The 25,466-nt window shown below is 66.5% G+C and carries 23 protein-coding genes; 16 read left to right on the top strand and 7 right to left on the bottom strand.

Annotation, left to right across the window (positions count from 1 at the left end):
- Positions 1-6: 6 nt before the first annotated feature.
- Genes AC1ROX_RS27095 through AC1ROX_RS27085 form a run of 3 tightly spaced genes read right to left on the bottom strand, consistent with a single transcriptional unit; the run spans position 7 to position 2,245 of the window.
- Positions 7-753, bottom strand: a complete 747-nt coding sequence (locus AC1ROX_RS27095) for an aspartate/glutamate racemase family protein (protein ID WP_493131150.1) — start codon at positions 751-753, stop codon at positions 7-9.
- A 2-nt stretch (positions 754-755) separates the two neighbouring features.
- Entirely contained in the window at positions 756-1,475 is a 720-nt protein-coding gene (locus tag AC1ROX_RS27090) for a DNA-3-methyladenine glycosylase I (protein WP_493131148.1), read from the bottom strand.
- A 5-nt stretch (positions 1,476-1,480) separates the two neighbouring features.
- Entirely contained in the window at positions 1,481-2,245 is a 765-nt protein-coding gene (locus AC1ROX_RS27085; protein ID WP_493131146.1) for an alpha/beta fold hydrolase, read from the bottom strand.
- An 88-nt stretch (positions 2,246-2,333) separates the two neighbouring features.
- Here AC1ROX_RS27085 and AC1ROX_RS27080 point away from each other — a divergent pair, with 88 nt between their 5' ends.
- The gene (locus AC1ROX_RS27080; protein WP_493131144.1) at positions 2,334-4,574 is read left to right on the top strand and encodes an arylsulfatase; all 2,241 of its coding nucleotides are present in this window, start codon (positions 2,334-2,336) and stop codon (positions 4,572-4,574) included.
- Positions 4,571-5,791, top strand: a complete 1,221-nt coding sequence (locus tag AC1ROX_RS27075; RefSeq protein WP_493131142.1) for an MFS transporter — start codon at positions 4,571-4,573, stop codon at positions 5,789-5,791. Before AC1ROX_RS27080 ends, AC1ROX_RS27075 begins: the two co-directional genes overlap by 4 nt.
- Here the strand turns inward: AC1ROX_RS27075 and AC1ROX_RS27070 are convergent.
- Together AC1ROX_RS27070 and AC1ROX_RS27065 are read right to left on the bottom strand one after the other, a co-directional pair.
- On the bottom strand, positions 5,778-6,737 hold the full coding sequence (locus tag AC1ROX_RS27070) for a Bug family tripartite tricarboxylate transporter substrate binding protein (RefSeq protein ID WP_493131140.1): 960 nt from the start codon (positions 6,735-6,737) through the stop codon (positions 5,778-5,780). The genes AC1ROX_RS27075 and AC1ROX_RS27070 overlap by 14 nt on opposite strands.
- 12 nt (positions 6,738-6,749) lie before the next feature.
- Complete coding sequence (locus AC1ROX_RS27065) at positions 6,750-7,964, bottom strand: CaiB/BaiF CoA transferase family protein (RefSeq protein WP_493131138.1); 1,215 nt, start codon at positions 7,962-7,964, stop codon at positions 6,750-6,752.
- Between the two features lie 137 nt (positions 7,965-8,101).
- Between AC1ROX_RS27065 and AC1ROX_RS27060 the strand changes: the two genes are divergently transcribed.
- From AC1ROX_RS27060 to AC1ROX_RS27045, 4 genes are read left to right on the top strand one after another with little or no spacing between them, the layout of a single operon-like run.
- Positions 8,102-9,553, top strand: coding sequence for an amidase (locus AC1ROX_RS27060; protein WP_493131136.1), 1,452 nt, complete (start codon positions 8,102-8,104; stop codon positions 9,551-9,553).
- Positions 9,554-9,578: 25 nt separating this feature from the next.
- Positions 9,579-10,361: an SDR family NAD(P)-dependent oxidoreductase gene (locus AC1ROX_RS27055; RefSeq protein ID WP_493131134.1), complete on the top strand. Its 783-nt coding sequence runs from the start codon at positions 9,579-9,581 to the stop codon at positions 10,359-10,361.
- 25 nt (positions 10,362-10,386) lie between these two features.
- Positions 10,387-11,550, top strand: a complete 1,164-nt coding sequence (locus AC1ROX_RS27050) for an LLM class flavin-dependent oxidoreductase (protein ID WP_493131132.1) — start codon at positions 10,387-10,389, stop codon at positions 11,548-11,550.
- Between the two features lie 25 nt (positions 11,551-11,575).
- The gene (locus tag AC1ROX_RS27045) at positions 11,576-13,075 is read left to right on the top strand and encodes an amidohydrolase family protein (protein WP_493131130.1); all 1,500 of its coding nucleotides are present in this window, start codon (positions 11,576-11,578) and stop codon (positions 13,073-13,075) included.
- A gap of 43 nt (positions 13,076-13,118) precedes the next feature.
- Here AC1ROX_RS27045 and hydA read toward each other — a convergent pair whose 3' ends face one another.
- Positions 13,119-14,564, bottom strand: a complete 1,446-nt coding sequence (gene hydA / locus AC1ROX_RS27040) for a dihydropyrimidinase (protein WP_493131128.1) — start codon at positions 14,562-14,564, stop codon at positions 13,119-13,121.
- A 125-nt stretch (positions 14,565-14,689) separates the two neighbouring features.
- Here hydA and AC1ROX_RS27035 point away from each other — a divergent pair, with 125 nt between their 5' ends.
- The 10 genes from AC1ROX_RS27035 to AC1ROX_RS26990 are packed head-to-tail and all read left to right on the top strand — an operon-like array spanning position 14,690 to position 24,355.
- Positions 14,690-15,697 (top strand): BMP family lipoprotein, encoded by a 1,008-nt coding sequence (locus tag AC1ROX_RS27035; protein WP_493131126.1) that lies wholly within the window; start codon positions 14,690-14,692, stop codon positions 15,695-15,697.
- Positions 15,694-17,220, top strand: a complete 1,527-nt coding sequence (locus tag AC1ROX_RS27030; protein WP_493131202.1) for an ABC transporter ATP-binding protein — start codon at positions 15,694-15,696, stop codon at positions 17,218-17,220. The genes AC1ROX_RS27035 and AC1ROX_RS27030 overlap by 4 nt, the downstream gene beginning before the upstream one ends.
- Entirely contained in the window at positions 17,217-18,314 is a 1,098-nt protein-coding gene (locus AC1ROX_RS27025) for an ABC transporter permease (RefSeq protein WP_493131124.1), read from the top strand. Before AC1ROX_RS27030 ends, AC1ROX_RS27025 begins: the two co-directional genes overlap by 4 nt.
- A 1-nt stretch (position 18,315) precedes the next feature.
- On the top strand, positions 18,316-19,236 hold the full coding sequence (locus AC1ROX_RS27020; RefSeq protein ID WP_493131122.1) for an ABC transporter permease: 921 nt from the start codon (positions 18,316-18,318) through the stop codon (positions 19,234-19,236).
- A 1-nt stretch (position 19,237) separates the two neighbouring features.
- A complete protein-coding gene (locus AC1ROX_RS27015) occupies positions 19,238-19,627 on the top strand; it encodes a cytidine deaminase (protein WP_493131120.1) in 390 nt (129 codons plus the stop codon).
- 2 nt (positions 19,628-19,629) lie between these two features.
- Positions 19,630-20,421 (top strand): purine-nucleoside phosphorylase, encoded by a 792-nt coding sequence (locus AC1ROX_RS27010; RefSeq protein WP_493131118.1) that lies wholly within the window; start codon positions 19,630-19,632, stop codon positions 20,419-20,421.
- Positions 20,422-20,425: 4 nt separating this feature from the next.
- Positions 20,426-21,748, top strand: a complete 1,323-nt coding sequence (deoA, locus tag AC1ROX_RS27005) for a thymidine phosphorylase (RefSeq protein WP_493131116.1) — start codon at positions 20,426-20,428, stop codon at positions 21,746-21,748.
- A complete protein-coding gene (locus tag AC1ROX_RS27000) occupies positions 21,745-22,548 on the top strand; it encodes a phytanoyl-CoA dioxygenase family protein (protein WP_493131114.1) in 804 nt (267 codons plus the stop codon). The genes deoA and AC1ROX_RS27000 overlap by 4 nt, the downstream gene beginning before the upstream one ends.
- Positions 22,545-23,504, top strand: coding sequence for an adenosine deaminase (gene add, locus AC1ROX_RS26995; RefSeq protein WP_493131112.1), 960 nt, complete (start codon positions 22,545-22,547; stop codon positions 23,502-23,504). The genes AC1ROX_RS27000 and add overlap by 4 nt, the downstream gene beginning before the upstream one ends.
- Entirely contained in the window at positions 23,501-24,355 is an 855-nt protein-coding gene (locus AC1ROX_RS26990; RefSeq protein ID WP_493131110.1) for a 5'-nucleotidase, lipoprotein e(P4) family, read from the top strand. Before add ends, AC1ROX_RS26990 begins: the two co-directional genes overlap by 4 nt.
- A 19-nt stretch (positions 24,356-24,374) precedes the next feature.
- Here AC1ROX_RS26990 and AC1ROX_RS26985 read toward each other — a convergent pair whose 3' ends face one another.
- A complete protein-coding gene (locus tag AC1ROX_RS26985; RefSeq protein ID WP_493131108.1) occupies positions 24,375-25,466 on the bottom strand; it encodes an ABC transporter ATP-binding protein in 1,092 nt (363 codons plus the stop codon).

Genomic DNA, 25,466 nt, shown 5'->3' with positions numbered 1-25,466 from the left:
CGGACCCTAGGGCGATTGCAGCAGCTTCGAAAGACCTTTGGAGAGCTCGATGCTGTCGACGGGTGCCGGCTTCGCAAGTGCACCATTTTTGGCTTTCGCCGGTTGCTGCAGCGCAAGTCCTTCGGCCATCGAGATGGCGCAAGCAACCCCATCGAGGAGAGGGGCATCAACCATCGGTTTCAGCTTCGCTGCAAGGCCGGCCAGTCCCGCGCCGCCCAGGATCACGACGTCGGCGCCATCCTCTTCGATGCAGGCGCGGCAGCATTTTGCCAGCAATTCCATGGCGGCCTTGGGGTTACGCGCGATGTCGGCACCGGTCGGGGCGACGGTGCGTACGGACGCGAGCCGCGAAGAGAGGCCGTGCCCTGCGACGAATTCCTCGAGCATAGACTGCCAGCGCTCGCCGCCGGTGACGATGGAGAAGCGATTACCGATGGCGCAGGCCTGCAGGATGGACGCATCAGCCATGCCCACGACCGGGACCGGGCTGACCTCCTTCAGGGCCGCGAGGCCGGGATCGCCGAAGCAGGCCAGCACCACGACATCCTTCGGTCCGCGATCGTTGGCATAGGCGTCGAGCGCGGCGTGGCTGGCGATGGCGTAGGCTGCACGCGAGGCGATGTAGCGGGGGCCGAACGAACCAGTGAGCGCGCGCAGGCGCGTACCCTTGGAGGCGAAGGTCTTTGCGGTCTTCAAGACCAGATCGGTGATCGACTTCGTCGTGTTGGGATTGATCAGCAGGATGTTCGTCATGGTCACGTCCGCATGGTTTCCGCGAGGCGCGCGGCATCGTGATTCTCGCCGATCGACATCGAGCAGATGCGCGAGATGTGGGTGAGGGGCAAGCCGCTTTCCCTGGCCCATTCATTGATCTGCGCCTGGGCGAGCTTGTGGTCCTTCTTGGAGGTGCCCTTCTCGCTGATCGGCACGCCGGCGTCGCGCAGGCACATCATCAGGTCGCCTGTCAGGATGAAGGAGTCGCGGCCGAGAAAACGCAGCAGGTACTGGCCCGAGAAGCCGCCGAGGCGGGAGCCGCGCTTGGCAAAGACTTCGAGCAGGCCGATCTGGTCGTCGGCCGGCCAGGCGGCGAGGAACTTGCCGAAGCTGCCATGCTCCGCGGCGATGTCGGTGACGAACTTCGCATTGTCGCGCACGGACCGGATGCTGGTCGGGTTGCGCACGATGCGCGTGTCCTGCGTGAGCTTCTCCCAGAACTCAGCAGGCTGGAACAGGAGCCGCTTTGGGTTGAAGCCGAGGAAGGCTTCCTCGAAACCCGGCCACTTCTTGTCGATGACGCTCCACACGAAGCCGGCGCAGAAGACGCGGCGCGCCATTTCCGCCAGCACGCGGTCGTCCGTCAGCTTTGCCAGGGCTTTGTTGTCGCGCTTCTTCGGCAGCAGGGACGCCAGCGCCTTCTCGCCGCCCTTGCGCTTGGCGGCGCGCGCCTGGATCGACTTGAAGCTGACCCTTGCCACGCCTTCTACTCGAGCCAGCCGTCGAAGAAGTCGAACACGGTCGCCTTGAACATCGGATGTCCGATGCAAGAGAAGTGATCGCAGCCCGGCAGGGTCACCGCCTTGGCGCCGGGAATCGCTTCGGCCAAGCCCTGCGGCGGGCCGGCGAGCTGGTCACGGGCGCCGGCAACGACCACCGTCGGACGGCGGATCGCCATCAGGGAGTCGCGCGTGAGCGGCACACGGGCGCCGCGCGAGCAGGCGGCCAGCGCCAGCCGGTCTTCCTTCTGCTCGTCGGCGAAGTGCCGGAAGCTCTTCAGCATCGGGTCGGCGATCTCGTCGGGGCTGGCGGCTTCCATGGCCTCGGCCATGGCGCCTTCCGCGCGCGGCGGATCGAACAGCTTGCCGCCGACGCCGGCCACCACGAGATGGTCGATGCGACCGGGCTCGACCAGCGCTGCCGTCAGCGCGATGTGCGCGCCCATCGAGAAGCCCAGCACATGCGCGCGCTCGACGCCGGCATGGTCCATCAATGCAAATACATCGCGAGCCATCGCCTCGCGGTCGTACTTCTCGGGATCGTGCGGCTTGGCGCTTTCGCCATGGCCGCGATTGTCGAGCGCGAAGCCGCGCAGACCCTTGGAGGCGATGGCGTCGTACCAGCCCATGCGCTTCCAGTTTTCGTAGCGGTTCGCCGAGAAGCCGTGCACCAGCACGATCGCCTTGCGGCCATCGGCGGGACCGAATTCGTCGTAGGCGAGGTCGAGGCCATCGGACGTGAAGTGAGCCATGACTTTCCCTAACCCGCGCCATGAATTGCGACAAGGTTGATCGCACTGCCCAAGTGTCGGACAACCGCGGGCAACGAAAGGGAAGCGCATGACGGAACAGGGCGGCAAGATCGGCAAGACGGTCCAGGACTCCCAGCCCCACTGGCCCGAGACGCCGAAGCGCCCCAAAGGTGCGCCCAACATCCTCGTCATCCTGTTCGACGATGTCGGCTTCTCCGACTTCGGCTGCTACGGCTCGCCGATCCAGACGCCCGCCATCGACGCCATATCCAAGCGCGGCCTGCGCTACACCGGCTTTCATACGACCGCCATGTGCTCGACCACGCGTGCCGCATTGCTGACCGGGCGCAATCATCATTCGGTGGGCGTCGGCTGCCTCGCCAATTTCGATTCCGGCTATCCCGGCTATCGCGGCAAGATCAGCCGCGAGGCTGGCACCATTGCCGAGATGCTGCGCCCGCACGGCTATCGCAACTACATGCTGGGCAAGTGGCATGTGACGCCGCTCACCGAGTCGGGCGCCACCGGCCCGTTCGACGGCTGGCCGCTGGGCCGCGGTTTCGACCGTTATTACGGCTTCATGGATGCCGAGACCGACCAGTACGCGCCCGAGCTGGTGCGCGATAACACGCCGGTCGATCCGCCGGGCACCTTCGCCACCGGTTATCACCTGACGTCGGACCTGGTCGATCAGGCCATCCGCTATCTCGCCGATCATGTCGCAGACAATGCCGAGATGCCGTGGCTCACCTGGCTGGCTTTCGGCGCCTGCCATGCGCCGCACCAGGCGCCGTTCAACCTGATCTCCAAGTACGATTCGGTGTTCGCCGAGGGCTGGGATGCCGAGCGCGAGCGGCGCCTCGCCCGCCAGATCGAGATGGGCATCGTGCCGAAGGGCACGCAGCTGCCGCCGCGCAACGATTCCGTGCGCCCCTGGGCCGACGTGGCCGAGCCCGAGCGCCGCATGTTCACGCGGCTGCAGGCCGCCTACGCAGCCATGCTCGATCATGCCGACCAGCATATCGGTCGGTTGATGGCCTTCCTTGAAAGCGCCGGCCAGCTCGACGATACCCTGGTCATCGTCATGTCCGACAACGGCGCCAGCCAGGAAGGCGGCCCCTTCGGCATGATCAATGCCATGGGTCCCTACAATCTCCGCCGCGAATCGCTCGAGGAGAAGATCGCGCGCATCGAGGATATTGGCGGTCCCGACACGCACTCGAATTTCCCGTGGGGCTGGGCGATGGCGGCCAACACGCCGTTGCGCCGCTACAAGCAGAACACCCATGGCGGCGGCATCCGCGATCCGCTGGTCATGGCCTGGGACAAGGGCATCGCCGCGCGCGGCGAGCTGCGCCACCAGTTCTGCCACGCCAGCGATCTCGTGCCGACCCTGCTCGACGTCGTCGGCATCAAGCCGCCCAAGGTGGTCAACGGCGTGAAGCAGATGCCGATCGAAGGCACCAGCTTTGCGAAGAGCCTCAAGAACGCGAAGGCCAAGTCCAAGGCCAAGGCGCAGTATTTCGAGATGTTCGGCCATCGCGGCCTGGTGCAGGACGGCTGGAAGGCGGTCTCGTTCCATCCGCCGGGCGCCGACTTCGCCAACGACAAGTGGGAACTCTACCATCTCGACCAGGATTTCAACGAGACCAACGACCTCGCCGAGAAGGAGCCGGAGCGGCTGAAGGCGATGATCGACGAATGGTGGCGGCAGGCCGAGGCGAGCAAGGTGCTGCCGCTCGACGACCGCTTCGCGCCGCGTTTCGCCGACAATGCCAAGCGCTTCCACGGCCCGCGCAACCGCTTCGTCTTCCATGCCGGCATGGGCCATGTTCCGACCGATGTGGCGCCGGACGTGCGCAACCGTACCTACACGATCGAGGCCGACGTCCATGTCGACGGGCCGATGACCGAGGGCGTGCTGATCGCCCATGGCGATATGACGACGGGCTACTCGCTCTACATGCAGGACGGCAAGCTCGCCTACGACATGAACATCGGCGGCGAGCATCACCTGATCGTCTCCGATCGTCCGGTGCCGGCGGGCAACCGCAAGCTCGGCGTGCGCATGCGCCGCAACAAGGGCCGAAATCTCGCCACCCTCCTGATCGACGGTGAGCCGGCCGGCAGTTTCGACACCCAGAACGGCTTCGTGAGTTTCATCTCCTGGTCGGGCCTCGACATCGGCCGTGATCGTTCCAGCCCGGTGTCGCATTACGAGGCGCCGTTCGCCTTCACCGGCAAGCTGCGCAAGGTCACCGTGCTGATGGACGACGACCAGGTGCTCGACGCCGAGAAGGCAGCCGCGGCGGCGCTGGCCCGCGAGTGAGCGACGCCCCGTCGGGAAGGGGCATCGACAGCGCCTATGCCTGGCGGCTGGCGCTGGTCTCGATGGCCTGCGTGGCGCTGGGCGGCGGCGGCATCTACCTGCCCGTGGTCGGCCTCAAGGAGATGGCGGCCGATTTCGGCGACCAGCGCGCCGTGCCGTCCTTTGCCTATATGGTGGGCTTCTTCGGCATGGGCGTGGGCGGCGTCTTCATGGGCTGGCTGGCCGATCGCACCAGCCCGAGGGTGCCATTGCTGATCGCCGGCCTCTCGATTGCGCTCGGTGGATGGGTCGCCTCGCGCGGCGGCGAGATCGCGCTCTACGCCGGCTATGCGATGCTGCTGGGCTTCTTCGGCAATGCCGGCACCTTCACGCCGGCGATGAACAACGTGCAGGGCTGGTTCGACAAGAAGCGCAACATGGCCGTCGCGCTGATCTCCATCGGCCCTGCGGTCGCCGGCTCGGTCTGGCCGCAGGTCTACCGCCTGCTGCTGCCGGAGATCGGCTGGCGCGACACGCTGCTGGTCTACGGGCTGGTGTCGGGTGTGTTGCTGCTGCTGGGCGCCCTCTATGTGCGGGCGGCGCCGACCCTGCGCGGACCCGGCGGCCGGCGGCGCGAGGAGAAGGTGCACCTGCCGCTGCCCTCCTCGACGATTATGGTGCTGTTGTCGGCGGCCGGCTTCTGCTGCTGCGCGGCCATGGCGATCCCCTTCGTGCATATGGTCGCCTTCTGCGGCGACCTCGGCTATCCGGCCGCGCGCGGCACCGAGGCAGTGTCGCTGGTGCTGCTCTCGGCCATCGTCGCCACCTTCGTCATGGCGCGGCTGGCCCAGCGCATCGGCCCGCTGCCGGTCAGCCTGCTCTGCTCGGTGATCCAGATCGGCTCGCTGGTCGGTTTCCTCTACGTGCGCGACATCAACGGCATCTATGCCCTGTCGCTGCTGCACGGCATTCCGTTCATCGCCATCGTGCAAGGTTATGCGCTCAACCTGCGCTTTCTCTACGGCCCGACGATCGCCGGCTGGCGGCTGGGCGTGGTGATGCTGTTCGCGATGGCCGGCATGGCCGCCGGCGGCTGGTTGGGCGGCTTCATCTTCGACGCCACGCTTTCCTACATCTCGGCCTTCCAGTCGGCCCTGGCGTTCAACCTGCTCAACCTGATGCTGCTGGGCATCCTCTACATCGCCCAGCGCCGGCGGCACATCGTCAATCTGCCTTGATGCCGGACTCGGCGATCACCTTGCTCCAGCGCTGATCCTCGCTCCTCAGGAAGGCGGCGAACTGGGCCGCGCCCATCGCATGCGGGATCGCACCGACCGCCAGGAACTTCTTCTGCATCTCAGGCGTGCCGACCACCTTCACCACGGCATCCGACAGGCGCTTCACCTTGTCGCCCGGAGTCTGCGCCGGCAGGAGGACCGCCAGCCAGGCGCTGGCCTCGAGGCCGGGAAAGCCCTGCTCGGCGATGGTCGGCGTGTCGGGGAAGAAGGACAGGCGGTCGAGCGTGCTGACGGCGATCAGGCGCATCCGGCCGGCATCAATATGCGGCTTGGTGACGGTGACCGTATCCATCGCCACCTGCACCGTGCCGGCGACGAGGTCGTTCATCGCCGGTGGGCTGCCCTGATAGGGCACATGAAGGATACGCATGCCGGCCTTGGTCTTCAGCTCCTCCATCGCGACGTGGCTCAAGGTGCCGTTGCCCGACGAGGGATGGCTGAGCTTGTCCGGGTTGGCCTTGGCGTAGGCGATCAGCTCCGGCAGCGTCTTCACCGGCAGCGACGGATGCACCACCAGCACCAGCGGCAGGTCGCAGACGCGCGCCACCGGCTCGAAGCTGGTGAGGCTCTGGTATGCGACGTTCTTGTAGAGGTGCGGGTTGATGGCGAGTGCGGCGAGCGGCGACAGGATGAAGGTGCCGCCGTCTGGCGCCGCGCGGGCGAGCAGGCCGAGTGCGATGCTGCCGCCCTGGCCGGGCTTGTTGTCGACGATCACCGTCTCGCCCAGCTCGAGCTTCAGCGCCTCGGCCAGCAGGCGGGCGATGATGTCGGTCGCCTGGCCGGCCGGAAAGCCGACCAGCAGCTTCGCGACCTTGTCGCCCTGTGCGTAGGCGGCAGGCGCACCGAGTGTGGCGAGCGAAAGCGCGCCGAACGTCCGTCGTAGCATCGTCAAGTCTCCCTAGATGACCTTGCGTGACTTGAGCGCCGCGATCTCCGCCGCGGTGAGGCCCAGGCCGCCATAGACTTCCTCGTTGTGCTGGCCGATCGACGGACCGGCATGGCGCACGACGCCCGGCGTCTCCGAGAAGCGCGGCACCACGCCCTGCATGCGCACCGAACCCAGCTCGCCGTCTGGCACGCTCACGATCGCTTTGCGCGCCGCGAACTGCGGGTCGGCGAAGACGTCGGCGATGTCGTAGATCGGCGAGAAGCCGACCTCGTGACGGGTGAAGGTCTCGCGCAGCTCGGCAAGGGTCAGCTTGCCGATGGCGGCGCCGACGATCTCGTCGAGCTCCAGATAGTTTTTCACGCGCGCCGGATTGAGAGCGAAGCGCGGATCCTCCAGCAGGTGCTTCAGGTCGAGCGCCGCGCAGAGCCGCACGAAGATGCTCTGCGTCGAGGCCGCGATGGAGGCCCACTTGTCGTCGGCCGTGCGATAGACATTGCCTGGCGCGGCATACTGGCTGCGGTTGCCCGAGCGCGTGCGCACCGCGCCGAGCTGGTCGTACTCGATCGCCAGGAATTCGAGCGTGCGCATCATCGCCTCGGTCGCCGAACAGTCGATCTCCTGTCCGCGCCGTTCGGGATTGCGCGCGAGGTCATGCAAGGCGGCCAGGATGCCCAGCGCCCCGAAGAGACCGGCGACGGCATCGGAGATCGGATAGCCGAGATGCAGCGGCCGTCCGTCCTCCTCGCCGCAGATCTGCGTGAAGCCGCTCATCGCCTCGAAAATGCGCGCGAAGCCGGGGCGTTCGGCATAGGGGCCGTCCTGGCCGAAGCCGGTGACCCGGAGGATCGTGAGGCGCGGATTGAGGCCCTGCAGCCAGGCCCGCGTGATGCCCCAGCCGTCGAGCGTGCCGGGACGGAAATTCTCGACCAGCACGTCGGCATCGGCCACCAGCTTGGCGAACAGGTCGCGGCCTTCGGGAATGCGCAGGTCGAGGGTGACACCCTTCTTGTTGCGGTTGGTGACCTTCCACCACAGCGGCACGCCATCCTTGTGCGGCGCCAGCGCGCGCAGCGAGTCGCCGACGCCCGGCATCTCGACCTTCACGATCTCGGCGCCGAAGTCGCCCAGCAGGCCGGCGGCGAAGGGACCGGCCACGACCGTCGAGATGTCGACGATCTTCAGGCCTTTGAGCGGGCCGGCCGGCTGTACTTCATTCGTTGTCATTGTGCGTTTCCTCGGGTGGGCGAGAGCAGGAGTGCCGGCCTCATGCAGAGTGGTCAAGCCAGCCAATTCGGTTTGCAGGACATGGACGGCAGACAGATGCCCGCGAAGGCTGGCACACTGAAGGCCGGAGGCAATGCATGAGTAACGAACTTTGGCGTCTTACCGCAGTCGAGGCCGTTTCGCGTCTCAAGAAGAAGGAGATTTCGCCCCTCGACCTTGTCGAGGCCTCGGCCAGGCGCATGGAAGAGGTCGAGCCCGCGGTGAACGCGATGCCGACGCTCTGCCTCGATCGTGCGCGTGATCATGCCAAGAAGATCATGGCCGGCAAGGCCAACGAGGCCGAGGGTGAGGCGGGCTGGCTGGCCGGTCTTCCGGTCTCGATCAAGGACCTGACCGACGTGGCGGGCGTGCGCACCACCTATGGCTCGCCGATCTTCGCCAACCACGTGCCGGAAAAGTCGAACCCGCTGGTCGAGCGTATCGAGCGCAAGGGCGGCATCGTCATGGGCAAGTCGAACACGCCGGAATTCGGCGCTGGCGGCAGCACCTTCAACGAGGTCTTCGGCCGCACGCGCAATCCCTGGAACACCTCGCTGACCTGCGGCGGGTCCACGGGCGGCGGCTCGGTCTCGGTGGCGACCGGCGAAGTCTGGCTGGCGCACGGTTCCGACCATGGCGGATCGCTGCGGCGGCCCGGCACCTATTGCTCGACGGTCGGCATCCGCCCGTCGGTGGGTCGCGTGACGCGCGGCACCTCGAACAACCTCTATTCGCCGCAATCGGTGCAGGGGCCGATGGCGCGCAATGTCGCCGACCTGGCGCTGTTCCTCGACACGATGTCGGGCTTCTGCCCGCACGACGCCATGACCTTCGACGCGCCCGCCGTGTCGTTCAGCGACGCGGTGGCCAATCCGGTCCTGCCGAAGCGCGTCGCCTTCACCATCGACTTCGGCGGTCGGTTCGAGGTCGATCGCGAGATCCGCGAGATCTGCACCAAGATGTCTCGGCGCTTCGAGGAGCTGGGCTGCATCGTCGAGGAAGTCTCGCCCGATTTCGGGCCGGTCGACGAAGTCTTCATGGCCTTTCGCAGCCAGCAGTTCCTCGTCGATCGCGAGCTGCAGATCCAGCAGTATCGCGACAAGTTCAAGCCGGACATCATCTGGAACACCGAGCTCGGGCTGAAGCAGACGACCAGCCAGCTCGCCTGGGCCGAGCGCGAGCGCGCGGCGCTCTATCGGCGGATGCTCACCTTCTTCCAGACCTACGACCTGCTGGTGACGCCGGGATCGCCGACCGCGGCCTTCGACGTCAACCTGCGCGCGCCGGCGACCATCGCCGGCAAGAAGCTCGAGAACTACATGTCGGGCTCGACGCTCAACTCGGCGATCACCGTGACCGGCAGCCCCGCGATCGCCGTGCCCTGCGGCTTCGACAGTTTTGGCCGCCCCGTGGGCCTGCAGCTCGTCGGCAAGCCGCGTGGCGAGGCGGCGCTCCTGCAGGCGGCCGCGCTTTACGAGAAATTGGTCGGATTCGATCAACTCCTCCCCATCGACCCCAAGCCGGGAACCGTGCCACCATCCTCCCCATAAGAAGGGCCATAAAGGGGAGGAAACAATGCGTGTCGTCATTACCGGCGCAAGCCGTGGCATCGGTCGCGCGACCGCCCTGAAACTCGCATCCGACGGCGCGGAGGCCATGACCCTCTGCGACGTCGCCTATCTCGACGAGCTGGAGGCGCTGGCCACCAGCATCCGCACCTCGGGCTGCAAGGTCCGCACGCTCAAGGCCGACATGGCCAAGCCGACGGAGCCCGCCAAGGTGATCGCGGCGGCGGTCAAGTCGATGGGCGGGATCGATGCGCTGGTGGGCAATGCCGGCATCACCGCGCCCTCGAAGCTGGTCGATCTCGACCTCGCGACCTGGAACCGCGTCTTCGACATCAACCTGCGCGCCAACTGGCTGCTCGCGAAGGCAGCGCATCCCTATCTCAAGCGCTCGAAGGGCGCGATCGTCATGCTGGCCTCGATGGCCGGCGTCGTGCCGCAGCTGCCGACCGGCGCCTACAGCCCGACCAAGGCGGCGCTGATCATGCTGACCGAGATGATGGCCCAGGAATGGGCGCCCGACGGCATCCGCGCCAACGCCGTTTGCCCCGGCTTCGTCCATACCTCGATGACCGAGGCGATCTACAGCCAGCCCGCACTGGCGCGCGGTCGCGCCAAGCTGGTGCCGCTCGGCCGGGTCGCCAAGCCGGGCGACATCGCCGACGCCATCGCGTTCCTGTTGGGACCGCAGGCCAGCTACATCACCGGGCAATCATTGCTGGTCGATGGCGGCCTCGTCCATTCGGTCCTGAATCACGTGCCGGGAGTCGCCGCGACGCCCAAGGGGAAGTGAACAAGAGCAAACGAAAGGGAGTGAAATGAAGGCATCGCTGTTTTATCTGCCGAGTATCGCCAGCCGCGCCGAGATCGAGAGTGGCATGGCCGGCATGCGACCCGACTTCTATCAGCGCATGCTGAAGGAACTGTCCGAGCAGATCCGCCTGGCCGACGATCTCGGCTACGATTCGGTGAGCTTCACCGAGCATCACTTCCACATCGAAGGCTTCGAACTTTCCAACAACCCGGTGTTGCTCGATCTCTACTTCGCGATGCAGACCAAGCGGATCCGCGTCGGGCAGTTGGGCATCGTGCTGCCGGCGTCGAACCCGATCCGCGTGGCCGAGGACATCGCCATGCTCGACCACATGACCGGCGGCCGCGCCAACGCCGGCTTCGCGCGCGGCTACCAGCGGCGCTGGGTCGACATCATGGCGCAGCAGACGCATGGCATTCACGGCGCGCTGCCCAACCAGCATGACGAGATCGACAACGCCAACCGCCTGGCGTTCGAGGAGAATTTCCGCATCGTCAAGAAATGCTGGACGGAGGAGATGCTCACCCACGACGGCAAGTTCTGGAAGATCCCCGCCGGGCCGACGCCGTGGACGCTGGATACGACCGAGAAGTGGGGCAAGGGCGTCGAGAACGGCATCCTGAAATCGGTCGGCGTCGTGCCGAAGCCGTTACAGAAGCCGCATCCACCATTGTTCCAGCCCTTCGCCAGTTCGGAGAACACCGTCCGCTTCTGCGCCAAGGAGAATGTGACGCCGATCCTGCCGCCGATGCATCCCTTCCACGAGGACAAGCTCTACAGCGTCTATGCCGAGGTCTCGGGCAAGCCCAAGGGACAGGGTACGGGCGTGCTGCGCGACGTCATCATCGCCGACACCGACGAGGAGGCGATGGCGCTGTGGCAGAATTCGGGGCAGTTCTCCGGCCGCGCCTGGTTCGAGCCCTTCGGCTTCCGCAAGGGCATGGCCGATCCCAAGACGGGCCGGTTTCCCACGCCGGAAGAGGTGATTGCCGAGGGTTATGCCTATGTCGGCACGGTCGACACCGTGCTGCGCGGCATGGAGGTCCAGCAGAAGCGGCAACCCGTCGATTGGGTCTTCTGTTACACTTACAACAGCCTGGTGCCCCATCCGGTCCTGATGAAGTCGATCGAGACCTTCTGGACCAAGGTGATGCCGCGCTTCCGTTAGACCCCTAGCTCCCGCGAGGACCGCCATGGGCATGTTGAGCGACGAGGAACATGGCGGGCTTGCTCCCGCGCGCTTGGCTGGCAAGACAACCCCGGTGCCGACGCAGGTCGTCTCCAGTGACGAGTTCCTGCCGATCCCGCAGACCGAGCAGCAGAAGCAGGTCGAAGCGCGCATGAACGCGCTCGGCGACGAGTTTGGCCGCAAGAACGGCCTGTCGCGCCGCCGCTTTTTCCAGACCGCCGCCGGCATGGCGACGGCCTTCGTTGCCATGAACGAGATCTATGGCCCGCTTTACGGCGCCTCGCCGGCCGAGGCCAAGAGCGTCGATCTCGCCCAAGCGCGTGCCGACGGGCTGAAGGACCAGTTCGTCATGGACGTGCACACGCACTTCCTGCGCGACGACACGCGGCTCGAAGGCTTCGTGCGCGGCCGCGAGGCGGTGGGCCAGGCCGGCTGGAACCCGGGACTGGTGAACAAGCCGCAGACCATCGACGATCTCAAGTATCCCAACTGGTTCAAGGAGATCTATCTCGACAGCGACACCAAGGTGGCGTTGATCAGCGGCTCGGCCTCGGAGGATCCGCGCGACTGGTTCCTGACCAACGAGATGAAGGCCGAGGCGCGCGAGAAGGTGAACAAGGCGGCCGGCTCCAAGCGCTGCCTGTCGCACGCCATCTTCACGCCGGGCTATGACGGCTGGATGGAGGAGGTCGACAAATGCATCGCGACGCTCAAGCCCGATTCGTGGAAGGGCTACACGGTCGGCGACAACACCAACAAGGACCTGGCGCGCCATCCCTGGCGCATGGACGACGAGAAGCTCGTCTATCCCTTCTATGAAAAGATGCTGAAGGCCGGCAACGACATCGTCTGCGTGCACAAGGGCCTCTATCCGCCCTCGGTCTCGCAGCGCTGGCCGCATCTCACTGAGTACGCGACGGTCGATGATGTCGGCAAGGCGGCCAAGGACTGGCCGCAGATCCGCTTCGTCGTCTACCACTCGGCCTTCCGCTGGACCGGCGCGCCGGGCGCCTCGGCCGATGGCTATGCGCAGTTCGAGAAGACCGGCCGGGTCGACTGGACGACGGATCTCGCGGAGATTCCGGCCAAGTACGGCGTCAGCAACGTCTATGCTGACCTCGGGCAGATCTTCGCGCAGACGACGGTGACCGAGCCGCGCCTGTGCGCCGCCCTGATGGGCATGCTGATCAAGGGCATGGGCGTCGACCATGTCGTGTGGGGCACCGACGCCGTGTGGACGGGCGCACCGCAATGGCAGATCGAGGCGTTGCGCCGCCTCGAAATCCCCGAGGACATGCAGCGGAAGTTCGGCTACGCCCCGCTCGGCAGCGCCGACGGTCCGGTGAAGCGCGCGATCTTCGGCGAGAATTCGGCGAAGATGTACAAGTACGACATCAAGAAGGCCGCCTGGCGCGACGACCGCTTTGCCGCGATCAAGTCGGACTACGAGCGTGCCGGCCGTGAGCCGTCGAACCTGCGCTACGGCTTTGTGGTGCCGAGCTGAAGATCCTCTCTGGAGTGGCGCGCTCCAATGAGGCACCGAAACTTCAATTGAAGATCGACGGATCGATCAGGGGCCGGCCGCGCGGGCGGGCAGCTTCGGGGCGGTCGCACTTCTGGAACCGGCCGCGGCCGGCGGAGCCGCTCATGCGGCCTTCGTCCATCACCACCTCGCCGCGCGACAGGGTCATCACCGGATAGCCGGTGAGTTCGCGACCCTCGTAGGGCGTGTAGTCGCAATTGTGGTGGAGGATCGAGTTCGTGAGGCTCACCTTGCGCTCGGGATCCCACAGAACGATGTCGGCATCGGCGCCGACCGCGATCGTACCCTTGCGCGGATGCAGGCCGTAGATCTTGGCGGCGTTGGTTGAGCTCAACGCCACGAACTGCTGCAGGCTGATGCGGCCCTTGTTGACGCCCTCGGAGAAGAGCAGCGGCAGCCGTGTCTCGACGCCCGGCACGCCGTTGGGGATCTTGCGGAAGCTCTCGCGGGCACCCGGCAGCTTCTTGCCGCGCACATCGTCGAACTTGAAGGCGGCATGGTCGGACGACAGGACCTGGAAGGTGTTGGCCGACAGGCCGGTCCAGATATGCTCCTGGTTGTCGGTGCCGCGCGGCGGCGGCGAGCAGACGCATTTGGCACCCTCGTCGCCCGGCTTCTCGAAATCCTCTTCGCTGAGGAACAGGTATTGCGGGCAGGTCTCGCCATAAACACGCAGGCCGCGCGCCTGGGCACGCTGGATCTCGTGCATCGCCTCCTTGGCCGAGACGTGGACCAGCAGCATCGGCACGTCGAGCAGCTCGGCGAGCGAAATGGCGCGGTGCGTCGCCTCGCGCTCGACCACGAAGGGCCGCGACGTCGCATGGAACTTCGCGGCCGTCATGCCCTTCAGCTCCAGCCGTTCGGTCAGCCAGGTGATGCAGTCGGAATTCTCTGCATGGATCATGAGCATCGCCTGCTCGCGCCGGGCGGCGGCCAGGGCGTCGAGCATCTCGCGGTCGGTGAGCTTCACGTCGTCATAGGTCATGTAGACCTTGAACGAGGTGTAGCCGTCGGCGACCAGGGCGGTGAAATCCTGGCCCATGATCTTCTCGCTGGCGTCCGACAGGATCACATGGAACGCATAATCGATCAGCGACTTCCCTTCGGCGCGCGCGTGGTACTTGTTCACGGAGTCGCGCAGCGGCTGGCCCTTGTTCTGATAGGCGAAGGGAATGATGGTCGTGGTGCCGCCGGCCGCGGCGGCGCGGCTGCCGCTCTCGAAATCGTCGCAGAAGACCGAACCGTCGGCCGTGTCCTGGTCGAAATGGACATGGGCGTCGATGCCGCCCGGAACGGCGATCCGGCCGGTGCCGTCGATCTCGCGATGGCCTTTGTCGAGCCGCTCGCCCAGTGCGACGACCCGCCCTCCCACGATGCCGATATCGCCCTTCACGACATCCGAGGCCGTGGCAATCGTCGTGTTGCGGATGACGAGATCGTACTCGGCCATGGTTCCTCCCGGGGCAGCTTTGGCGCCACTGTAGCAAGTCCCATGCCCAGGTCTCGCCGCCCCGTCTTCGCCTAGACCCGGAGCGCGGCCCGGTCCAAACTCACCGCAACAATATGGGAACAGTAATGAAACGCTGGGTCGGACCCTTGATCGCCCTGTTGGCGGCGTCTGGAATCGGTGCGCTTGCACAGGCGCAGGTCGCGGCCATCAAGCCGGCCGTCGTTTTCGCCACCGGCGGCAAGTTCGACAAATCCTTCAACGAAGGCGTCTGGCAGGGCGCCGAGAAATTCAAGAAGGACACGAACATTCCCGTTGCCGAGTTCGAACCGAGCAACGAAACCCAGTTCGAGCAGGCGCTGCGGCGCTTCGCCCAGCGTGGCCAGGATCCGATCATTGCCGTCGGCTTCGCGCAGGCGGTGGCCCTCGAAAAGGTCGCCAAGGAATTCCCCAACATCCATTTCACCCTCATCGACAGCGTGGTGAACCTGCCCAACGTCCAGTCGGTGGTGTTCAAGGAGCAGGAAGGCTCGTTCCTGGTCGGCATGCTGGCGGCGATGGCCTCGAAGACCGGCAAGATCGGTTTCGTGGGCGGTATGGACATCCCGCTGGTGCGTCGTTTCCAGTGCGGCTTCGAGCAGGGCATTAAGTACGCCAATCCCAATGCCGAGCTGATCACCAACATGACCGGCACGACCCCGGCCGCCTGGAACGATCCGGGCCGCGGCGCCGAGCTCGCCAAGGGCCAGTTCGACCGCGGCGTCGACGTCGTCTATGCCGCCGCCGGCAGCACCGGTCTCGGCATCCTCCAGGCCACCAAGGATCGCGGCAAGCTGGGCATCGGCGTCGATTCCAACCAGAACCATCTGCATCCCGGCAACATGCTCACCTCGATGCTGAAGCGCGTGGACCTTGCGACCTACAACAGCTTCAAGGCCGCCCAGGACAATCGGTGGAAGGGCGGCGTGCAGGTGATCGGCCTCAAGGAAGGCGGCGTCGACTGGGCGCTCGACAAGGACAACGAGAAGCTCATCACGCCGGAGATGAAAGCCAAGGTCGATGCCGCCAAGGCCGCCATCATCTCGGGCCAGATCGTCGTGCATGATTATATGAGCAACAATTCGTGCAAGAGCTGACGGCCGACGCTGCCATCGAGCTTCGGCGGATCGACAAGTCGTTCGGCAGCGTCCACGCGGTGCGCGGCGTGTCGTTGCGCATCGAGTGCGGCGGCATCACCGGCATCGTGGGCGAGAACGGCGCCGGCAAGTCGACCCTTATGAGCATCCTCTACGGTCTCTATCGCGCCGATGCCGGCGAGATCCTGGTCGATGGAAAGCCGGTCGAGATGGCGAGTCCGCGCGATGCCATCGGCCACGGCATCGGCATGGTTCACCAGCATTTCATGCTGGTCGACAGTTTCACCGTGCTGGAGAACCTGGTCCTCGGTGCCGAGGGTGGCGCGCTGCTGGCCGGCGGGCTGGCGGCGGCACGGACCGAACTGGCGCGACTCGCCCGCGAGTATGGCCTCACCGTCGATCCCGATGCGCGCGTGGGCGACCTGTCGGTCGGTGAGCAACAACGGGTCGAGATCCTCAAGGTGCTGTTCCGGGGCGCGCGCATCCTGATCCTCGACGAGCCCAGCGCCGCGCTGACGCCGCAGGAAACCGACCGGCTGCTGGAGATCCTGCGCGTGTTGCGCGATCGCGGCGTGACCGTCGTGCTGATCACCCACAAGCTGCGCGAGATCCTGAGCGTCACCGACAAGGTGATCGTGATGCGCCACGGAGAGGTCGTGGCCGAGCGACGCACGGCGGACACCAACGTCGAGGAACTGGCCGAGCTGATGGTCGGCCGCAAGGTTCGCTTCGATCTTCACAAGGCACCGGTGCAGAAGGGCGAGACGCTGCTGGCGGCTCGAAACCTGTCGCTGGCCGATAGTCGTCGCGTGCGCCTGCTCGACGATGTCTCGTTCGAGGTGCGGGCCGGGGAGATCGTCGGCATCGCGGGCGTCTCCGGCAACGGCCAGACGGAGCTGCTGCAGGTCCTGTCGGGCATTCGCCGGCCGACCGGCGGCACCTTGGAAGTCTGCGGACGCACGGTCGATGCCGGTCATCCCATCGACCCGGCGGAGATGCGCAATCTCGGCGTTGCGCATGTGCCCGAGGATCGTATTCGCCAGGGGCTGGTGCCGGCCTTCCTCGCTTCGGAGACGTCGATCCTCGGCTATCAGGATCGTGAGCCGTTCTGCCACAACTACCTGCTGGACGGGCCGGCGGTCGGCAAGCATTGCGAAGGTCTCATGGAGCGCTTCGACGTGCGGCCGCGCACGCCGGGCCTGCGCTCGTCGAACTTCTCCGGCGGCAACCAGCAGAAGCTGATCCTGGCCCGCGAGATGGCGCGCAATCCAAAGGTGTTGCTGGTCGGCCAGCCGACGCGCGGCGTCGACATCGGCGCCATCGAGTTCATCCGCCGCGAACTGGTCGCCAGTCGCGACGCAGGCTGTGCGGTGCTGGTCGTGTCGGTCGAACTCGAGGAGATCCTGTCGCTGGCCGATCGCATCCTGGTGATGTTCGGCGGCCGCATCGTGGGCGAGGTCGCGGCTGGCGAGGCCGACGAACGCACGCTCGGCCTGATGATGGCGGGCGCCCAGGCGGCATGAGCGCGCCGCGTCGTCCGTTGCCGGGCTGGGTCGAGATCGGCCTGCTGCCGCTCGCCAACATTGCGATGGCTTTTCTCGTCGTTGGGCTCATCGTGAAGGTCATCGGCGTCCATCCCTTCCAGGCGCTGAAGTTGCTGGTGCTGGGCGCCGTGGGCTCGTCGGAATCGATCGGCTACACGCTCTATTACGCGACCAACTTCATCTTCACAGGGCTCGCCGTCGCGGTCGCCTTCCATGCCGGCCTGTTCAACATCGGCGGCGAAGGGCAGGCCTATATCGGTGGGCTGGGCTGCGGCCTCGCGGTGCTGGCGCTCGATCGGTACCTGCCGGGCCTGCTGATGATCCCGTTCGCCATTCTGGCCTCGGCGGCGTTCGGTGCGGCCTGGGCCGCCATTCCGGCGTGGATGCAGGCCTGGCGCGGCAGCCACATCGTCATCACCACCATCATGTTCAACTTCGTGGCCTCGGCGCTGATGGTCTACCTGATGGTGAACGTGCTGATCGCGCCGGGCTCGATGACGCCGCAGAGCCGCGGCTTCGCCGCCTCCGCCGCCGTGCCGTCGATGCAGGCGGCACTGCAATGGGTCGGCATCGCGGTCGCGCCATCGGCGCTCAACCTGTCGCTCTTTCTGGCGCTGCTGGCTTGCGTCGGTGTCTGGATCTTCCTCTGGCACACGCCGTGGGGCTATGGGCTGCGGACCATGGGCCACAATCCCGAAGCGGCCCTCTATGCCGGCACCAACCTGAAGCGCACGACCATGCTCGCCATGTGCCTGTCCGGTGCGCTGGCGGGCGGCGTCGCGGTCAACGAGCTGCTGGGCGTGCATCACCGGCTCGTGCTCGACTTCGCGGCGGGTTACGGCTTTACCGGCATCGCGGTCGCGCTGATGGGGCGGGGTCATCCGCTCGGCATCGTGCTGGCGGCATTGTTGTTCGGCGCGCTGCAGCAGGGCGGGGCGGAACTCGCCTTCGAAATCCCGCTGATCACGCGCGAGATGGTCGTCGTGATCCAAGGCCTCGTGATCCTGTTCTCGGGCGCGCTCGTCCATCTGCCACGGCCGTGGCTGCAGGCCCTGTTCGCGCGGAGGGGCTGAGGTGGAGGAAGCACTCACCCTCGTCACCCTGACACTCGCCGCGACCCTGCGTGTGGCGACGCCGCTTGTGCTCTGCGCCATGGGCGGGTTGTTCTCCGAGAAGAGCGGCATCATCGACGTCGGGCTCGAAGGCAAGATGCTGATGGCGGCGTTCTTTGCGGCCGCCACCGCCGCGGTCACGGATTCGGCCTGGATGGGTGTCGGCGCCGCAATCCTTGCCGCCGAGGTGCTAGCCCTGCTGCACGGCTTCGCCTGCATCAGTCACCGTGGCAACCAGGTGGTGAGCGGCGTCGCGATCAACATCCTGGCGATGGGCCTCACCGTGGTGCTGGGCACGGCCTGGTTCGCGCGCGGCGGCCAGACGCCGCCGTTGGCCGATACCGAGCGCCTGAACCCGATCTTCTTTCCCGTCGCCGGCGACAATATCCTGGTCTACGTGGCGCTGTTGTCGGTGCCCTTCGCCTGGTGGCTGATCGAGCGCACGCGCTTCGGGCTGCGGCTGCGTGCGGTGGGCGAGGTGCCGCTGGCCGTCGATGCCGCGGGCATTTCCGTGGCCTGGCTGCGCTATCGCGCAGTGCTGCTCTGCGGCCTGTTCTCCGGGCTGGCCGGAGCCTATCTATCGATCGCCCAGAATGCCGGCTTCAGCCGCGACATGACGGCGGGGCAGGGCTTCATCGCCCTGGCGGCCATCATCTTCGGCCGCTGGCGCCCGTTCCCGGCGTTTGGCGCTTGTCTCGCCTTCGGCCTGCTCGACGCCATCGCCATCCGCCTGCAGGGGGTGAAGTTGCCGGGCGTCGGCGAAGTTCCAGTGCAACTGATCCAGGCCATGCCGTATCTTCTGACTCTATTCCTGCTGGCCGGATTCATCGGCCGTACCGTCGCGCCGAAAGCGGCCGGCGTCCCTTATGAGAAAGAGCATTGAGATGGATGACCTTCTCCACCTGGCGCAGCGCATGATGCTGCGCGCCCATGCGCCCTATTCGAAGTTCCATGTCGGCGCCGCGCTGCGCGCCGAGGACGGCTCGATCCACGGCGGCTGCAACGTCGAGAACGCGGCCTATCCGCAGGGGCTTTGCGCCGAGGCAGGCGCCATCGCGGCGCTCATCGCGTCGGGCAACAAGCGTATCCTCGAATGCGTCGTGGTCGGCCCCGGACCGGAAGTCATCACGCCGTGCGGCGGCTGCCGCCAGAAGCTGCGCGAGTTCGCGGGCGACGAGGTGCAGGTGCATCTCTGCGGTCCGGACGGACTGCATCGCACGGTGACCCTGGGGCAGCTCCTGCCGATGTCCTTCGGGCCGCAGCATTTCGGCTAGCCGTGACCGATGTTCTCGCCCGCGCCGCACCCGGCTTCCGACCCAAGGTCGCCCTGATTCTTGGCTCGGGTCTGGGCAGCTTCGTCGATGAGGTGACGGCGGTCGCAGCCATTCCCTACGCTGACCTGCCCGGTTTTCCGCAGCCGACGGTTGGCGGTCATGTGGGGCGTCTGGTGCTCGGGCATGTCGGCCCGACTCCCGTCGCCGTGATGCAGGGCCGTGCCCACTACTACGAACGTGGAAAGGCCGACGAGATGAGGGGCGCCATCGAGGCGGTCGCCGGGCTGGGCTGCGAGACCCTGCTGCAGACCAATGCGGCCGGCAGCCTGCAGCTCGACATGCCGCCGGGCTCGGTGATGGCGATCAGCGATCACATCAATTTCGCCGGCATCAATCCTCTGTTCGGCATCAGTCCCGGCGACAGCCGTTTCGTCGACATGATCGACGCCTATGATCCGGGCTTGCGCGCAAAACTGATGGAAGCGGCGAAGGCGGCCAACGTGATCTGCCATGAAGGCGTCTACATTTTCTTCAGCGGACCGAGCTTCGAAACGCCGGCCGAGATCCGCGCCGCGCGCGTGCTGGGCGCCGATGCCGTGGGCATGTCGACCGCGCCCGAGACCATCCTGGCGCGCCATGCCGGCCTCAAGGTCGCGGCGCTGTCGCTGATGACCAACTATGCCGCGGGTCTCGTGCCGGGCGTTCTGGCGCACGAACAGACGCTGTCGGTGGCGGCCGCGGCGGCGGGCAAGGTCCGCCTCGTGCTGCGCGCCTTCCTCGAACGGTACGAGTAGGGCCATGCTGCCGCAGGAGATCATCCGCCGGAAGCGCGACGGGCACGAGCTGTCGGCCGAGGAGATCGCCTTCATCGTGCGCGGCATCCATGACGGCAGCCTGAGCGAAGGCCAGGTCGCGGCTTTCGCGATGACCGTGTTCTTCCGCGGCATGACCGTGCCGGAAAGGGTCGCACTGACCCTGGGGCTCGCACGTTCGGGCATCATGCTCGACTGGCGCGACCTCGACCTGCCCGGGCCGGTGATCGACAAGCATTCGAGCGGCGGCGTCGGCGACAAGGTGAGCCTGATGCTGGCGCCCATCGTGGCGGCCTGCGGTGGCTTCGTGCCGATGATCTCCGGTCGTGGCCTCGGCCATACCGGCGGCACGCTCGACAAGCTCTCGTCGATCTCCGGCTACAACGTGCAGCCGGACATCGAGACCTTCCGCCGCGTCGTGGGCGAGGTCGGCTGCGCCGTCATCGGCCAGACCGACGATCTGGCGCCGGCCGACCGCCGGCTCTATGCGACGCGCGACATCAGCGGCAGCGTCGAATCGATCCCGCTGTTGGTGAGCTCGATCCTCAGCAAGAAGGTCGCCGAGGGGCTGGACGGGCTGGCGATGGACGTGAAGTGCGGTTCCGGCGCCTTCTGCGACACCGAGGAGATGGCGCGCGATCTGGCGCAGAGCCTGGTCGATGTCGCCAACCAGGCCGGGCTGCCGACGGTGGCGCTGATCACCGACATGGACCGCGTGCTGGGCCGCGATGTCGGCAACGCGCTCGAAGTCGCCGAGACGGTGGCCTATCTCACCGGCAACGGCACGCGCGAGCCGCGTCTGCACGAGGTCACGATGGCACTGGCCGGCGAGATGCTGGCGCTGGGCAGACTGGCCGCGAATGCCGACGAGGGCAGGGCCAAAGCCGAAGCGGCGCTGGCCGACGGCCGCGCCGCCGAAACCTTCGCCCGCATGGTGTCGGCGCTGGGCGGGCCCGACGACTTCCTGGAGCACAGCAATCGCTATCTCGGTCACGCCGCTGTCGTGAAGCCCTGCACGGCCGAGCGGTCCGGCCATGTCGCCGGCATGAATGCCCGCCAGGTCGGTATTGCGGTCGTGGCGCTGGGTGGCGGGCGCCGCCATGCCGACGATGCCATCGATCCCTCGGTCGGCCTCACCGAGTTCGTCGATGTCGGCCAGCGCATCCGCAGCGGTGAGCCGCTGTGCCTCGTGCATGCCGCCAGCGATGGCGAGGCCGACGAGGCGATCGCCCTGATTCGCCGCGCCGTCCGCATCGACGAGCGTGCGCCGACGGCGAAGCCGGCGATCATGGAACGGGTCGCCCAGTGATCGATATTTCGATCGACCTCGCTGCCTATGCGCGTGACGGCTTCGCGGTCCTGCCGGACTTCGTGTCGTCTGCCGAGTGCGAGGCGCTGAAGGCGCGCGCGGCCGAACTCGTGGCCGGCTTCGATCCGGGCGCGGCCCCGACCGCCTTCTCGACGCGGGATCAGGCCCACGCACGCGACCGCTACTTCCGCGATTCCGGCGGCGCCATCCGCTTCTTCGTCGAAGAGGGCGCACCGGACCAGTTGAACAAGATCGGCCACGCCCTGCACGATCTCGATCCGGTGTTCGACCGCTTCTCGCGCCAGCCGCAGCTGGCCGCGCTCGCCCGAGCGCTCGGCCTCGAAGCCCCGCTGTTGCTCCAGTCGATGTACCTCTTCAAGCAGCCGCATGTCGGCGCCGAGGTCGGCTGGCACCAGGACGCCGCCTTCCTGCGCACCGACCCGCCGAGCGTCACGGGCTTCTGGATCGCCCTCGACGATGCGGATCGGGACAATGGCTGCCTGGTCGCCCTGCCGGGCGCGCATCGCGGTCCGTTGCGCCAGTGGTTCGGCTACCAGGGCGACGAACTCGTCACCCGGACGCTCGATGCCACACCCTGGCCGGCGGTCGAGCCCGTCGCACTGGAGGTCCGGCGCGGCACCCTGATCGTCCTGCATGGCCTGCTGCCGCATGCCAGTACGGCCAACCGCTCGGCGCGGCCGCGCCACGCGTATAGCTTGCACCTGATCGACGGGCATGCCGATTATCCCAAGGACAATTGGCTGCAACGACCCGACTTGCCGCTCCGAGGATTCGCGTGATTCCCAAGGCCGAAATCCACTGCCATCTCGAAGGCTCGATTCCGCCGAAGCTGGCCATCGAACTGGCCGAGCGAAACGGCCTCGCGCTGCCGCCGAACCTGTTCGACGAGAAGGGACATTACGCCTGGAAGGATTTCTGGAGCTTTCTGGAATCCTACGACCGCGTCTGCACCACGCTCAAGAAACCCCGCGATTTCCGCGACGTGATCTACAGCTATCTCGCCAGTGCGGCGCGCGAGGGCGCGGTCTATGTCGAGATGTTCTGTTCGCCCGAGCGGCCGGCGGCGCTGGGCATCGCCTATACCGGCTGGCTCGCGGCGCTGGTGGAAGGCATCGACGATGCCAAGCGTGATTTCGGCATCGTCGGGCGCATCATCATCATCTGCATCCGCCATCTCGGGCCGGAGCGCGCCGAGGCGATGGTCCGCGCCATGCTGGCCGAGCCGCATCCCTATGTCGTGGGCTTCGGCATGGGCGGCGACGAAGCCAAACTAGCGCCCGTCGACTTCGCGCCGGCCTATCGCCTGGCGCACGAGCACGGCTATGGCTGCACCGTGCATGCCGGCGAAGTGAGGGGACCCGAAAGCGTGTGGGCGGCGATCCGCGATCTGCCGGTGACCCGCATCGGCCACGGCGTGCGCTCGGCCGACGATCCGGTCCTGATGGAGGAGTTGGCGCGGCGCGGGATCGTCCTCGAGGTCTGCCCCGGCAGCAACGTGGCGCTGGGTCTCTATCCCGACCGGGCCTCGCATCCATTGCACCGGCTGATCGCGGCGGGTGTGCGGGTCACGCTGAACTCCGACGACCCGCCCTTCTTCCACACGACGCTCGGCACCGAGTACGATCTGGCCGGTCTCGACGAGTCGCACCTTCGCGCCATCGCGCGTACCACGATCGAGGCGTCCTTCGCCGACGAGGCGACCAAGCGGCAGTTGCTGGAGAGGATATCGCCATGAGCGCACCCAAGACCCTGATCCTCGGCGTTCTCATCGCGGCGCTGTCGGGTAGCGCGGTCCAGGCCCAGCAGGCGCCGCCGGCGCACGACATGCTGCTGGCGAACCTTTGGATGCAGCGCGCCGTCGAATACAGGGCCAATACGCTCACCGTCTATGCCCTGGCGCGAATCCGTCTCGACGAGGCGCTGGCCGACAGGAACTGGACGGCGGCGCCGGCCGAGCAGAAGGGCGATTTCCAGAACCTGCCGCCCGCGGTCGTGCTCGATGTCGACGAGACCGTGCTCGACAATTCGAAGTACGAGGTCTGGCTGATGCAGGCCGATCAGAGTTTCAGCACCAAAACCTGGAACCAGTTCTGCGCGGCGCAGATTTCGGCCGCGACCCCGGGCGCCGTCGAATTCACGAAATACGCCGAATCCAAGGGCGTGAAGGTCTTCTACGTCACCAACCGCGGCGCCGAGACCGAGAAGGACACGCGCGAGAACATGCAGAAGCTCGGCTTTCCCATGGGCGGGAATGTCGACACTTTCCTGATGCAGGGCGAGAAGCCCGATTGGACCGGTCCCAAGAGCACGCGCCGCGCCGCCATCGCGAAGGACTACCGCATCCTGCTGAACATCGGCGACAATCTCGGCGACTTCGACGACCGCTACCGCAACAGCGAGGCCGACCGGGTGAAGGCCTTCGAGGCCGGCATGCCCTATTGGGGCAAGCAGTGGCTGATGCTGGCCAACCCGGCCTACGGCTCCTTCGACACGTCGCCCTACGGCCACGACTTCAAGAAGCCGCGCGACGAACAGCGCAAGGCGAAGTGGGACGTGCTGGAGTCGTGGGCGGGGCCGACGCCGTAAAGACGACGGAAGTTTGTTGTCAGATCGCCGCTTCGCTCTCGGCGTCGAACAGGTGCAGGCGCTCGGGCTTCAGCGAGAGGCGCAGCCTGTCGTTGCTGTGGATGCGCATCGTGGGATCGACGCTGGCGACCACCGTTGCCGGGCCCACCCTGGTGTCTAACAGGATTTCCGAGCCGAGCTGCTCCACGACCTCGACGATGGAGTCGAAGCAGAGGTCGGGTGAGTCCGAAGGGGTCGCGACGTGCACGTCCTCGGGGCGGATGCCGAGCGTGACAGTGCGGCCGGCCTTGGCGCGGGCCCGGGCCGCCTGGGGGCCGGGCAGGGTGAGGCGCAGGCCAGGCGCCTCGGCCACGACGGCGCCGTTGCTTTCGCCGAGCGTCGCCTCGATGAAGTTCATCGCCGGCGAGCCGATGAAGCCCGCGACGAAGCGATTGGCCGGCGTGTTGTAGAGTTCGAGCGGTTCGCCCACCTGCTGGACCCAGCCGTCCTTCATCACCACCACGCGGTCGCCCAAGGTCATCGCCTCGACTTGGTCGTGGGTGACGTAGATCGCAGTCGTGCCCAGCCGCTCGTGCAGCTTCTTCAGCTCGACGCGCATCTGCACGCGCAGCTTGGCGTCGAGATTGGAAAGCGGCTCGTCGAACAGGAAGACCTTGGGGTCGCGCACGATCGCGCGGCCGAGGGCCACTCTCTGGCGCTGACCGCCGGAGAGTTGGCGCGGCTTGCGTTCCAGCAGGTTCTCGATGCCCAGGATGGCGGCGGCGCGCTTGATGCGCGTCTCGATCTCGGGCTTGGCGAACTTCCGCATCTTGAGGCCGAAGGCCATGTTGCCGGCGACGCTCATGTGCGGATAGAGCGCGTAATTCTGGAAGACCATGGCGATGTCGCGATCCATCGGCGGTACCTCGTTCACCACCGCATCGTCGATCAGGATCTGGCCCGAGCTGATGGCCTCGAGCCCCGCCACCATGCGCAAGGTCGTCGTCTTGCCGCAGCCGGACGGGCCGACCAGCACGACGAACTCCTTGTCGCGGATCTCCAGGTCGACGTCCTTCACCACATGGGTGATGTCGAACGTCTTGTTGAGCTTGCGGATGCTGACCTCGGCCAT

The organism is Reyranella sp. GW821-FHT14A01, from assembly GCF_058803965.1.
Note: the sequence above shows the minus strand (reverse complement) of the source record. Positions and strands in the feature narration are given on the sequence as shown.